Annotated in this window: 11 protein-coding genes; 9 read left to right on the top strand and 2 right to left on the bottom strand. The window is 40.8% G+C overall.

What is annotated here, in order from left to right; translation table 11 throughout:
* The first annotated feature begins 41 nt into the window (after positions 1 to 41).
* The 6 genes from J7I90_RS11815 to J7I90_RS11790 all read left to right on the top strand — a co-directional run bounded on the left by J7I90_RS11815 (position 42) and on the right by J7I90_RS11790 (position 7,240).
* On the top strand, positions 42 to 686 hold the full coding sequence (locus J7I90_RS11815; protein ID WP_214771828.1) for an HD domain-containing protein: 645 nt from the start codon (positions 42 to 44) through the stop codon (positions 684 to 686).
* Complete coding sequence (locus J7I90_RS11810; protein WP_214771825.1) at positions 683 to 2,560, top strand: ABC-F family ATP-binding cassette domain-containing protein; 1,878 nt, start codon at positions 683 to 685, stop codon at positions 2,558 to 2,560. The genes J7I90_RS11815 and J7I90_RS11810 overlap by 4 nt, the downstream gene beginning before the upstream one ends.
* A gap of 130 nt (positions 2,561 to 2,690) precedes the next feature.
* Positions 2,691 to 3,827, top strand: a complete 1,137-nt coding sequence (locus J7I90_RS11805; protein WP_214771822.1) for a conserved virulence factor C family protein — start codon at positions 2,691 to 2,693, stop codon at positions 3,825 to 3,827.
* A 268-nt stretch (positions 3,828 to 4,095) separates the two neighbouring features.
* A complete protein-coding gene (gene ilvD, locus J7I90_RS11800; RefSeq protein WP_396020428.1) occupies positions 4,096 to 5,781 on the top strand; it encodes a dihydroxy-acid dehydratase in 1,686 nt (561 codons plus the stop codon).
* A gap of 174 nt (positions 5,782 to 5,955) precedes the next feature.
* Positions 5,956 to 6,384, top strand: a complete 429-nt coding sequence (locus J7I90_RS11795; RefSeq protein ID WP_057277313.1) for a BrxA/BrxB family bacilliredoxin — start codon at positions 5,956 to 5,958, stop codon at positions 6,382 to 6,384.
* A 76-nt stretch (positions 6,385 to 6,460) separates the two neighbouring features.
* Positions 6,461 to 7,240 (top strand): class I SAM-dependent methyltransferase, encoded by a 780-nt coding sequence (locus J7I90_RS11790; RefSeq protein WP_214771819.1) that lies wholly within the window; start codon positions 6,461 to 6,463, stop codon positions 7,238 to 7,240.
* On the opposite strand, the gene ggt is transcribed toward J7I90_RS11790, so the two are convergent.
* Positions 7,241 to 8,929 (bottom strand): gamma-glutamyltransferase, encoded by a 1,689-nt coding sequence (ggt, locus tag J7I90_RS11785; RefSeq protein WP_251025241.1) that lies wholly within the window; start codon positions 8,927 to 8,929, stop codon positions 7,241 to 7,243.
* A 434-nt stretch (positions 8,930 to 9,363) separates the two neighbouring features.
* On the opposite strand from ggt, the gene J7I90_RS11780 reads away from it, so the two are divergent.
* Positions 9,364 to 9,981 carry a YpjP family protein gene (locus J7I90_RS11780; RefSeq protein ID WP_214771817.1) on the top strand — a complete coding sequence of 206 codons (618 nt, stop codon included), beginning with the start codon at positions 9,364 to 9,366 and terminating at the stop codon, positions 9,979 to 9,981.
* A 189-nt stretch (positions 9,982 to 10,170) separates the two neighbouring features.
* Entirely contained in the window at positions 10,171 to 10,941 is a 771-nt protein-coding gene (locus J7I90_RS11775) for a TerC family protein (RefSeq protein WP_214771816.1), read from the top strand.
* Positions 10,942 to 11,733: 792 nt separating this feature from the next.
* Here the strand turns inward: J7I90_RS11775 and J7I90_RS11770 are convergent.
* A complete protein-coding gene (locus J7I90_RS11770; protein WP_214771814.1) occupies positions 11,734 to 11,892 on the bottom strand; it encodes a hypothetical protein in 159 nt (52 codons plus the stop codon).
* A gap of 223 nt (positions 11,893 to 12,115) precedes the next feature.
* Here J7I90_RS11770 and J7I90_RS11765 point away from each other — a divergent pair, with 223 nt between their 5' ends.
* The gene (locus J7I90_RS11765; protein ID WP_311315225.1) at positions 12,116 to 12,829 is read left to right on the top strand and encodes an anthrax toxin lethal factor-related metalloendopeptidase; all 714 of its coding nucleotides are present in this window, start codon (positions 12,116 to 12,118) and stop codon (positions 12,827 to 12,829) included.
* The last annotated feature ends 37 nt before the right edge of the window (positions 12,830 to 12,866 follow it).

Raw genomic sequence — 12,866 nt, 5'->3', positions numbered from 1 at the left:
TTGAGAACCATGGTAAAATAGAAAGGACATGGAGTGGTGAAATGAAACAAACGATGATTGAGTTAACGGAGAAGTATGTATATGACCAATTGAATTCTGATGCCAGCGGCCATGATTGGTTCCATATCGATCGAGTTCGTAAGCTGGCTTTACATATTGCAAAAGAAGAACGAGTAGGAAATGAGTTCATCATTGAAATGGCGGCTCTGCTTCATGATATCCCTGATGATAAACTAAACCAGGAAGCCGATGGGGGCTGGAAAAAGCTTGATGCTTGGTTTGATGAAATAAAGTTGGATATTGATAGTGTTGATGCCATCAAACAGATCATCAATACAATTTCATTTAGTGCAGGGCAGTTGAGGCTACCCTCGATAGAAGCTGAAATTGTTCAGGATGCGGACCGCTTGGATGCAATGGGTGCCATTGGCATAGCCAGGACATTTGCATTTGGCGGAAAGAAGGGACAGCTTATGTATGATCCTTCGTTGCCCATTAGGGAAAACATGACCAAGAAGGAATACAGAAATGGCAAAAGCTCTTCCATTCATCACTTTCATGAAAAATTATTGCGTTTGCAAGATATGCTTAATACTTGTACAGCCAAGAAGGTTGCAAGTGAAAGGCATGAATATATGGTAGGATTTTTAGAGGAATTTAATAAGGAATGGGATGTACGATTATGAAAGTTTTTAGCATGGAACATGTAATGAAAACCCAGGGGGAAAAGCTGCTTTTTAAAGATGTCTCTTTTTCCATTACCGAAGGGGAAAAAATCGGGATCGTTGGGATAAACGGTACCGGTAAATCGACATTATTGAATATCATCGCAGGGCTGGAAGACAGTGATTTAGGAACGAAGGATCATCCGAATGATTATACGATTTCCTATCTGTCCCAAGATCCGCATTTTGATGAGAAATTGACGATCATGGAATATATGTATGAAAGTTCAACCCCCGTATTTTCGTTGATTAAAGAATATGAAAAGACGCTCATTCAACTTCAAGTAGACCCGCAGAATAGCGCAATACAGGACCGTTTGTTAAAACAGCAGCAGGATATGGACACGCTAGGCGCCTGGGATACAAGTGCCAATGCCAGAACGATACTGACCAAGCTTGGTCTTCCTGATCATTCAAGGAGACTCGGAGAACTGTCCGGCGGCCAAAAAAAACGTGCGGCCCTGGCAAAAACCTTGATTGAGACCCCTGATTTATTGATTTTGGATGAGCCTACGAACCATCTCGATTTTGAAAGCATCACTTGGCTTGAAGAATATTTAGGTAAATATCAAAAATCAGTTTTATTTGTAACCCATGATCGATATTTCCTTGATCGTGTGTCCAATAAGATTTGGGAAATTGCCCAGACCCAGCTTTTCGAATACAAAGGAAACTATGCGGATTATTTAGAATCAAAGGCCATTCGTGAAGAGAATGAATCGGCTGAAAGAACGAAAAAGGAAAGTCTATTCAAAAAAGAACTGGCCTGGATCCGTAAAGGTGCAAAGGCCAGGACAACGAAACAAAAGGCCAGGATCCAACGCTTCGAAACATTGGAATCAGGTGTAAAGGATAAGCAGAAAACCGAGAACCTGGAAATGGAATTAAGCGGTGCCCGTCTTGGGAAAAAAGTACTTGAGATGCAGGATGTTTCTAAATCCTTCGGTGATCGAACCATCATCAACCATTTTTCCTTCCTCTTCAAACCAGGTGATCGAATTGGGATCGTCGGTAATAATGGCAGCGGAAAGTCAACCTTGTTGAATATCCTGGCAGGAAGGGAATCCATAGATGAAGGAAACCTGGAAAAAGGGCAAACCGTGAAAATAGGGTACTATACGCAAGAAAGCGTCGATATGGATGAGAATTTGCGCATGATAGAGTATATTCGGGAAACTGCGGATTCAATCGCACTTAAAGATGGTAGTTTCATATCGGCTGCACAGATGCTTGAAAGGTTCTTGTTTCCTATGGGATCGCATGGGACGCCAATTCGTAAGCTGTCCGGTGGGGAGAAAAGGCGATTATATCTCCTTAACATATTGATGTCGGCACCCAATGTCCTGCTTTTGGATGAACCGACGAATGATCTGGACACGCAAACCTTGACCGTTCTTGAGGATTATTTAGAAACGTTTTCAGGTGTAGTCATTACTGTATCACATGATAGGTATTTTTTGGATAAAACGTGCCATCAGCTTCTTGTCTTCAAGAATAAAGGTGACATTGACTTCTATTACGGCTCTTATTCAGAGTTCTTGGAAGAAAAGACGGAAGAGGCTGTGCCAGTAAAAGCACCAGAGCCGCAGATGAACCGGACCGAAAAGAAAAAGAAAAAACTAACCTATGCGGAAAGTAAGGAATGGGAAGAGATAGAAGGTAACATGGAGCGGGCCGAGCTGCGCTTGAAAGACATAACATCAGAAATGTCAGCAGCGGGAAGCGATTTTGAAAAAGTCCGCCTGCTTCTTGAAGAAGAAAAGGAACTAACGGATAAATTAGATCATTTGATGGAAAGATGGGCGTATTTAGCGGAAAAATTGGAAGGAGAATGAGCGTGGTGACTGGTCCAAGGAAGTAAACTTGGATCAGTCTTTTTTTTGCCAATCTCAATTGCATGAGAATCTGTTGCCGATGTGATAATATCTAGTACATGGAGACGTCTTGTAAAAGGAGAGAAATGCATTGAAAATTAAGTCGATAGAACCTACACCAAGTCCGAATACAATGAAAATCAATTTAACAGAAGAGCTATTAGCTGGTAAAAGCAATAATTATAAGAAAGATCAAGCTGACCAGGCACCCAAGCTGATAAGGGATTTATTTACGATCGAGGGAGTGAAAGGGGTATATCATGTTGCGGACTTCTTAGCCGTTGAGCGAAACGCGAAATATGATTGGAAAGATATCTTGGTCCAAATCCGTCAGGTCTTTGGTGAAAAAACCGAGGAACAAAATCAACAAGCGGCATTAAATGAACATTACGGTGAAGTAACTGTTGCCATTCAACAATTCAAGGGCATTCCAATGCAAATTAAAGCAAGTGATAGTCAACACGAAAAACGTTTTGCCTTACCGGATTATTTCATAAAGGGCATTGCCGCTGCCCAAAAAGAAGATGATAATGTAGTCCTGCTTCGAAAATGGAAGGATTATGGCGTAAGATATGGTGATATGGAAGATATCGTGAAGGAAGTATCGGATGAACTGATTGCAGCTTATCCGGAAGATCGAATTAATCGGCTAGTTGCAGCTGCAAAAGAAATGGTCGATACGAAGGAAGCAATTTTGAAACGTCCAAAAATTAAACTGACTGCAGACATGCTGAATGATGAAAGCTGGGAAAAGCGTTATCAGGCTTTGGAACAAATGGAAGATCCAACGGTTGAAGATATTCCAGTATTGGATATGGCACTCTCCGACAGTAAGGTCTCCATTCGAAGGCTCGCGGTAGTATACTTGGGTATGATCGAAGATAGAAAAGTGCTTCCGAGCTTGTATAAAGCCTTGAAAGATAAAAGCGCGGCCGTTAGACGTACCGCTGGTGATTGTTTATCAGATCTTGGCTTTGAAGAGGCGATGGGAGAAATGTCTCAATCACTTTCGGATAAAAATAAATTGGTTAGATGGCGGGCCGCGATGTTTTTATACGAAGTGGGAAATGAAACGACCCTCCCTTATCTTAAACAAGCGGAACAGGATCCTGAATTCGAAGTGGCCCTTCAGGTCAAGATGGCCATAGACCGTATAGAAAATGGCGAAGAAGCAAAAGGATCGGTTTGGAAGCAAATGACAGAATCAAGACAAGCGAATGACAAGTGATTTAAAAAATGACTCAAAAAAAGGCATGCGGTTGATATAATCCGCATGCCTTTTTATTTTTTTAGGATCATTTCCAATCGTTTGAAAGGAGTTCCCCTGAGGTCGAATCTATAAATTGGAACTCTATTATTTTAGTAAAATGATTTTTGAAGATATTTAGTGAAGAATGGTTGCATTTGTCTATAAATATGTTAGAATTTTTAGAGTATACTAAAAATTATATTATTCTGAATCATTAAACATTTAGCGGAAATTGGGGGTACAACAAATGTCTACATCAAATATGAGAAGTGACATGATTACAAAAGGGGTCGATCGAGCTCCACATAGAAGTCTGTTGCGGGCAGCAGGGGTTAAAGAAGAAGATTTCGGTAAACCGTTCATCGCGGTTTGTAATTCATACATCGATATCGTTCCAGGTCATGTTCACCTGCAGGAATTCGGAAAAATAGTGAAGGAAGCGATTCGTGAAGCGGGCGGTGTTCCTTTCGAATTTAATACGATCGGGGTAGACGATGGAATTGCAATGGGTCATATTGGTATGCGCTATTCCTTGCCAAGCCGTGAAATCATCGCAGATTCAGTGGAAACTGTTGTATCGGCACATTGGTTTGACGGTATGGTGTGCATTCCAAACTGTGACAAGATAACGCCGGGAATGATGATGGGTGCACTTCGTGTCAATATTCCTACAATATTCGTAAGCGGCGGACCCATGAAAGCAGGTAAAGATAAAAATGGTAAATCTCTTTCATTAACATCCGTTTTTGAAGGGGTGGGTGCTTATCAAGCAGGTAATATCAATGAAGAGGATTTGCAGGAGATCGAGCAAGTTGCATGCCCTACTTGCGGTTCTTGTTCAGGAATGTTCACAGCAAACTCCATGAACTGCCTGGCTGAAGGATTGGGACTTGCGCTACCGGGAAATGGAACGATTTTGGCGGTAGCCGAAGAACGTAAGGAATTCGTTAAGAAATCCGCAAAACAATTGATGGAGATAATCAAACAGGATATCAAGCCTCGTGATATCGTGACGATTGATGCAATAGATAACGCATTTGCCTTGGATATGGCGATGGGAGGTTCGACCAACACCGTTCTTCATACGCTTGCATTGGCACATGAAGCAGGTTTTGAATATCCGATGGAACGCATAAATGAAATAGCTAACCGCGTACCGCATCTAGCGAAAATTGCACCGGCATCAGATTATCATATTGAAGATGTACATAATGCCGGTGGTGTAAGTGCCGTCATTAATGAGTTACTCAAAAAACCAGGTGCGTTTAATGGAGATTGCCTTTCTGTCTCAGGTAAAACGCTCCGCGAAAATGTTGCCGGTTGTGAAATATTGGACAAGGATGTAATCCATCCATTGGATAATCCGCATTCTGAGCGTGGAGGGCTTGCGGTATTGTTCGGTAACCTTGCTCCTCAAGGCTCCATCGTAAAAGTGGGCGCCGTTGACGCATCAGTTGGTGGCTATCACAGGGGTCCTGCCATTTGTTTCGATTCCCAGGAAGATGCACTTTCCGGAATCATTACCGGAAAGGTTAAAGAAGGGGATGTAGTGGTCATTCGTTATGAAGGGCCTAAAGGTGGGCCGGGAATGCCTGAAATGTTGGCACCCACTTCCCAAATCGTCGGGAGGGGCCTTGGAGCGAAAGTCGGTTTGATCACTGATGGCCGCTTTTCAGGAGCATCCCGAGGCATCAGCATTGGTCATATATCCCCCGAAGCAGCTGAGGGAGGCCCGATAGCCTTTGTTGAAGATGGAGATATCATCGAATTGGATTTGAATAATCGTAAAATCCAATTGGAAATTTCCGATGAAGAATTCGAAAAACGCAAAGCCAATTGGAAAGGCTTCGAGTCAAAAGTCAGGACAGGCTATTTAGCGCGTTATTCCAAACTTGTGACGAATGCCAGTTCAGGCGGAGTGATGAAAGTTTAAGTTAAAAGGAAGACTAAAACATGGTGGCAGAATGAAACTCGATTCTGTCACCATGTTTCTTTGTGAAGAACAATGAAATTTTTTTACAAAGCTTTAAGCGTCATTTTTGCATATGCACTCAAGAATATAGTATCATTATACTAATTGAAGAATTGTAACCAAGGAGGTTTTTTTATGTCGATGGCATATGATGAATATATGAAACAAATGGTGAAACCAATGCGCGCGGAACTGGTGCAGGCTGGTTTTGATGAGTTGGAATCCGCTGAAGCGGTTGAAAACTTTATGGAATCGGTAGAAGGTACGACACTTGTGGTCGTGAATTCAGTTTGCGGCTGTGCTGCAGGGTTAGCCCGTCCAGCTGCTACTCAAGCCGTACTCCAAGCGGACAATAAGCCAGATCATTTGGTAACTGTATTCGCAGGCCAAGATAAGGAAGCGACAGCTAAAATGCGTGAATACTTCGATGGAATAGAACCTTCTTCACCATCCATGGCTCTTTTAAAGGGCAAAGAGGTCGTACATTTCATTCCGCGCCATGATATAGAAGGACAGCCAATGGAAGCGATCATGGAAAATTTATTGGCAGCGTTCAGCAAGTAAATAAGTGATGAAGCGGAATGTCCTGGAAACAGGGCATTCTTTTCAAATTTTAAGAGAGTATGAAGGGGTAGGATTCATGTTTGTCACAACAGTAGGAAGAGCCGATAAAGAAACGATGATATTAGCCAAAAGGTTAGCTGAAGAATTGCAAATCCCCTTTATAGCAAGAAGAAAACGATCGGTGAGAGATATCCAAGCGGAACATAATGAAGATGATTGCCTTGTTTTTGGTAAAAAGCGGATGGAGTTATATCGATATCAGGAAAAAGAACCATTCTTTTTTCACCCGAACCTGGCGATGATCCGTTTAAAAAGAATGATGCGCGGAGAGAGTGATCCATTTCTCATTGCCGGAGATATAAACGAAGGGAACGCTGTGCTTGATTGTACCTTGGGATTGGGCTCTGATGCGATTGTCGCAAGTTTCGCAGTGGGTGAACATGGACGTGTTGTCGGATTGGAAGGAAATCAATATTTGGCCTTGCTCGTGGACCGTGGAATCAAAACATGGGAGGATGCAGAAGAAAAAATGATTTCTGCGATGAGAAGAATAGAGGTCAGGCAGGGTGATCATTACGAAATATTGAAAACATTGCCGGATAATCATTTTGATGTCGTATATTTCGATCCCATGTTTGAAGAAACGATTCAGGAATCGAATGGTATCAGGGGACTGACTCATTTTGCGGATGGTAAGGATCTATCGGTTGAAATAATGAAAGAAGCCAAGCGGGTTGCGCGCAAGAGAGTCGTGTTGAAAGACCATTACCTCAGCTCCCGCTTTGAGGAATTTGGATTTGAGGTAATAAAAAGAAAAACATCCAAATTCCATTTTGGCTTCATTTCCATCCAGTGATCACGATTTATAATCTGTTTCGTCCAGACCCATGGCACAGCCTTCCCGGCTTGAATCGGCAGCACCATAGTTTGAGCCATCGGGGTGGATTTGAATCGCTTGGACATTCCCTATTGAGTGGGGAACTTCATTAAAGGCGAAGCCCATTGCTTCCAAGTGGCCTTTGCTAGTCATATCCATTCCAGGCTCCCATTCAATATGAGGGCCCATCGGAGTGAAAATTCTAGGTTCTTCGATGGCTGCTTTCAAATCCATTTTTAAATCGAGTACATTAATGATCGTTTGTACGACTGAACTGATGATGGTTGGTCCTCCTGGTGACCCTAACGTCAAGATCGGCTTGCTGTCTTTAAAGATGATGGTCGGGCTTTTACAGCTGACTGGGCGTTTATTGGGCTGCACTTCATTCATGCCGCCTGGAATGGAATCAAAATCAGTCAGTTCGTTATTCAGCATGAAACCATAGTCTGAAACCATGATGCCTGATCCGAATGGATGTTCCACTGTAGAAGTGCATGCTGCGATATTACCCCATCTGTCACGGACAGTGAAATGGGTCGTTTCACTGATCTCTTCTTCATTTGGTTGCGGAATGACTTCCCTTTGTTCCACGGAATCATAAATCCAAGGGTTTCCGAAGTCAATGGCATTATTTCTTGACTTGAAATTTATGAATGAACGGCGTTTAGCTATATAATCATCATGCATGAGACCCGCCAATGGCAATTCGGCAAATTCGGGATCAGCGAGAAATGCTTTTTTATCTGTAAATGCCAGACGCATCGCTTCTGCGATTAAATAATATTTTTCCCAAGAACGGGCATCATATTGTTCGATTTGGAAGTTTTCCAATATTTTCAGGATTTGGATGACCGTGAATCCGCCGGCACTTGGCGCATTTGATGAAGCAATTAAATAATCCTTATAAGTCCCATACATTGGTACATCGATAGTAGCTTTATAGTCCTTTAAATCAGAAAGCTCCATGAAACCTCCAAGTTCTTGTATGCAGGAAATGATGCCCTCTCCGATTTCACCTTCATAAAATGCGGAAATTCCTTCACGTTGTAATATCCGATAGGTATTCGCCAATTTTTCTTTAATCAGCAAATCGCCATCCTGATAGGGTTTTCCGTTTGGTATGAAGAACTTACGCGCTTCATCGCCCAATCGATATTCAAAGTTCTTAAGAGCATCGCATAAAACCCAATTGACGGGAACTCCTTTTTCCGCAAACTCAATGGATGGCTCGATAAGTTCAGCCAATGGCTTGCTACCATTTTCGGCGAGTGCTTCATCCATAGCTTTCAGTATTCCGGGAATGCCAACCGCTGTTGCTTTGATGGATCTCTCTTTAAAAGGGATGACTTCCCCTTTTTCATCAAGAAACATGTCTCGATGTGCGGCTTTAGGTGCCCTTACATGGCCGTCGTATATTTTCGTTTCCTTATCTTTTGCATTATATACCATTAGAAAACCACTTCCGCCGATACCAGTCATCATTGGTTCAACAACATTTAGAGCAAATTGGATGGCGACGGCCGCATCGACAGCATTTCCACCTTCACGTAATATTTTTTCCCCTATGGTAGTTGCTACAGGATGTGCTGTAACGACCATTCCGGCGCTCCCTTTCGCAGTTTCCCTTTTGTAATCCTTATCTTTTATCTTTTCATTGTTGTTTTCCAAAATGATTCCTCCATTATTCAGTCCTTTTACCTGCCAAAAGGTAAACTTATATTTGAGTGAAAAGAAAACCTTGTCATTGTAGAAAAATGACAAGGAGATTTTTCGTAGGTATTCATTTATTCTTAATCAGCAAATGATAAATATACGAAAAATGCTAATGTTACAAGACATAAAGCCACCATGGCAGTCGAAGCCATATAAGACCCCTCCTTAAAAAGACTTGAATCTAATTAATTTCTCCAAAAATCGTCAAAATCCTTCATTTAAATGTAAATTTATTGATATTTATTAAAAAGTTCGAGTTCATAAACTTTATATAGGTATTTATCCTTTTTTTTGATTTTTAAAACATCGGTAACTATATATTCGTAATTACCAAAAAATAAAAGTATACTAAATATAAAGACAATACAAAAAAGGAGGGGGAGTGTGAGTTGAAAGCAGCGGCATGGTTCAGGAAAAGTCTCGTCATTTTAGTATCCGTTTTGACGTTTGGTCTTGTTACTCCTTCAGATCTGGCATGGCTAGCGGAAGCCGATTCGTTAAAGGATACTAAAAAAGGCTTAGTGGAAGAAGAGGGATTAGCTTATCTTCCTTCGCAGGATTCGACTGAACTTGAAGAAGAATTCAATCGGGAGGAGTTTTTATCGGACATCCTGAATAAGGCAGAGGAAAACGCATTTATGAAATTTGGCGATAAGATCAATCCAAAAATTGGCGATGAATTCAAAATGGTCATATTACCAAAAATGGAAGAAGCCATTACAGAAATGGCTGCACAATTTCCAGATGAAAAATTACAGCAATTAACCATCACTGAGCAGCCGAGCGCCGGCAGGGCAGAGAAAATATTCCATATTTATGATTCAAACAGCGGCAAGGATATCATCAGATTCCATGTCAGGCAGGAAAATCCCCCACTGGAAGGACATTGGTTCGATTTTCACTATCATACCTATCATGATTCATTTGCCACCCATTATAATATAGGGAAAATATATTGGGATAAAAATACGCCGCCAGAGTGGACGAGTAAACAAAAGCTCTCATAGCGGTTGGTTTCGTTGATTTTATTAAAGTGGAAGAGTATGATGAAATCAATAAGCATCGAATGATACGTTGCCCTGCAACGTATTTATTTTGTGTTTAAAATTAAAGTGAAGTTTTTATCATAACTGGGAACAATGTTATTTTAAAAGGTTTTCTAATTTAGCTGTTATAGGAACAGAGGAGTCTTTATCATGTCAGAGTTGTTAAATAACATCGTGCAAACGTATGCTCAATTTTTTGACTGGAATATGTGGGTGGAGGTTTTATCCGATCCGGTTAGCTGGGGATTGATCGGGACGCTCGTCTTAATGGAAGGATTGCTATCAGCGGATAACGCTCTGGTATTAGCTATTATGGTCAGGCACCTTCCTGAAAAACAACGGAAAAAAGCATTATTTTACGGTTTGTTAGGTGCTTATGCTTTTAGATTTATAGCGATTGGAATCGGTGTTTTCCTCATAAAGCTTTGGTGGGTGAAGGTGATCGGAGCCGCCTACCTTGGTTGGCTCTCGTATAAATACTTTAGGGATAAAAGAAAAAAACAAGCTGGGATCGACGAAGATATCCAGGGAATGAGTAAAAACAGCATACTGATCCGTATGTTCGGTACATTATGGGGAACGGTTGCGGCAGTGGAAATGATGGATATAGCGTTTTCCGTCGATAGTGTCTTGGCCGCTTTCGGGGTGAGTGAAAAAGTCTGGGTCCTTTTGACAGGCGGAATGATTGGTGTCTTGATGATGCGGGGAGTGGCCGGAGTATTTCTAAAATTGATAGATAAGGTTCCAGAATTGGAAACGGCCGCTTATGTCCTTATCGGATTCATTGCTATAAAAATGTTAATGGCAGTTGCAGGGATAGAAATCCCGCCTGCGATCTTTTTTGCCTTTATTTTACTGATTTTCGGCACTACAATCGTGTATCATTTGAAGAAAGGGAAAAAGGTCAAGGAACATGGCTGAGTACCATTTAAAAAGCTGTCATCAAAATGATGTCAGCTTTTTGTCGCCTAAGTTTCGGAATGGCCCCATCCCGAAACCTTTTACGATTCTTTTGTTCTTAATTCGACTTCCCAATTACGAATATTACCATTTCTCCATCTTTTCATAAAAAAGCTCATTGTTTTATCGATTGAATTCCTTTATCCAACTACATTTTTTAGTGAAAAAAAAATTAAAGGATGTTTATATAACTAACGATGAGCCTTAGTACAATAAGTTAATAAAGATAATGAGTAAGAGCACAGTTTAAAGAAAACTGTGCTTCAGTTTGTAGACAAAAGGGGTTTGGAATTAAAAAATTTCCGAACCCCTTTTGAAAATTATTTCAAGTTGATCTTGCTGAAGAGAATTTAGAAAGCATCCATCCATTATCACAAGTTTTAATAATTCTATTTTAAAACAAAAAAGACTTAAGGCAAAAAAAGGGTTCTATCTAAAATTTAAAACAAAGTTGATTGGAGCGGAAGGTGCGAGACTCCTGCGGGAAAAGCGAGTCCAGGGGAGACCCCGCAGGCGCAAAGGCGCCGAGGAGGCTCCCGGGCCGCCCGCGGAAAGCGAGCGCCTGGAGCGGAAATCAACGTCTAAATTGTTCACCTATAAAAAAACTGTAGGCAAACTCGATTTTCATCGATGTTGCCTACCCGTTTGAAACTGACATCAAAAATGATGTCAGCTTTTTTTTTGGAAAATATCAAGTATTTGAAGAAGAGCGGTAAATGTAGTGAAAAAAAGTAAAGGCAATAAAAAGTTAAGTCATAGAGAAGACAATAGCGGATGAAGCAGTATGCCAAAGAAAATGGAGAACAGAAAAAGGTCGAGAATGATAAACACTTTTAAACTGTAAATATCAAGGACTTCTTCAGCAAGTTCATGTTGCTCATTCAAGATGGCTTTTTTATTATTGGTTTCCATGCGATCACCTTAAACCTTTTACGATTATATATTGTTGATATATGAAAACCGCGGATCAATGGTTCTTCTCAGGATGATTGCGCAACCAAAATTACCAAAAAAACATAGAACTTTTACATTCAGGCAATATGTTATACTAATATAATAGTATGAAAGATTTAGAGAGTTTAAATAACATATATTTTCTTAACGATGCATGAGGAATGAGAAAGGGGAGAAGAGTGTGAAAAGGAAGAAATGGTGGTTATCCATATTTGCATTGTTTGTCTTTTTACTCTCAATGCTCTCCTATTCATTAGCGAAAGATGATGGGGTGAAATGGCGGAATTTACCCAAAGATAATCTTTTAAGACAAGCTGAACTTTTTAAGGGAAATGAAGAATTGCAAAGAATATTTTTATTTCCAGAAGAGGAGTACGATGAAGGGGAAGCACTGAAAATTGCTGAAACCATTAATAAACTGCCTCATTCACTTTTGGTGAAAACAGCGGAAAGTGGTGTGAGGATCAAACTATTCGATGGCGATATAACAGAAAATCAATCCGCGGCCAAATTAAAGGGGAAAACTCCGCGTGGTTATTTGAATAAAGAAACAACTTGGGATGATGTGCCTGGTATGGGCGGATCACATACGGTATTGGTTAAAATCGGGGCGAGTGAAAAGGGCAACGGGCATGGCTCGGTTAATTTGGAACTGCATGAGCTGGGGCACTCCATTGATAATATAGTGTTTAATGGAATCCGTGAAGACATGGATTATTTGAAGATTTGGGGTAAGGAAGTGGATGGGCTGTTTCCTGGGATTACGTATTTTTCCAACTACCCTGAGGAATATTTTGCAGAAACGTTCGCCATGTTTTATGTGAACAATGAACAAAATCAATTGCTTAGACAAAAAGCACCCGAGACTTATAATTTTATTAAACAATTAGATTAAACATTGGGCAATAATACGTTAAAATAAGGAGAATGAA

It is taken from the genome of Bacillus sp. ISL-57, assembly GCF_018613135.1.
GTDB classification, from domain to species: Bacteria; Bacillota; Bacilli; order Bacillales; family DSM-1321; genus Peribacillus; species Peribacillus frigoritolerans.
This window is presented reverse-complemented; position numbering and strand designations above follow the sequence as displayed.

Excerpts from the sequence above, each read along its gene's own strand:
- J7I90_RS11815 (WP_214771828.1), top strand. The coding sequence starts at position 42 with ATGAAACAAACGATGATTGAGTTAACGGAGAAGTATGTATATGACCAA.
- J7I90_RS11810 (WP_214771825.1), top strand. The coding sequence starts at position 683 with ATGAAAGTTTTTAGCATGGAACATGTAATGAAAACCCAGGGGGAAAAG.
- ilvD (WP_396020428.1), top strand. The coding sequence starts at position 4,096 with ATGTCTACATCAAATATGAGAAGTGACATGATTACAAAAGGGGTCGAT.
- J7I90_RS11795 (WP_057277313.1), top strand. The coding sequence starts at position 5,956 with ATGTCGATGGCATATGATGAATATATGAAACAAATGGTGAAACCAATG.
- J7I90_RS11790 (WP_214771819.1), top strand. The coding sequence starts at position 6,461 with ATGTTTGTCACAACAGTAGGAAGAGCCGATAAAGAAACGATGATATTA.
- J7I90_RS11775 (WP_214771816.1), top strand. The coding sequence starts at position 10,171 with ATGTCAGAGTTGTTAAATAACATCGTGCAAACGTATGCTCAATTTTTT.
- J7I90_RS11770 (WP_214771814.1), bottom strand. The coding sequence starts at position 11,892 with ATGGAAACCAATAATAAAAAAGCCATCTTGAATGAGCAACATGAACTT.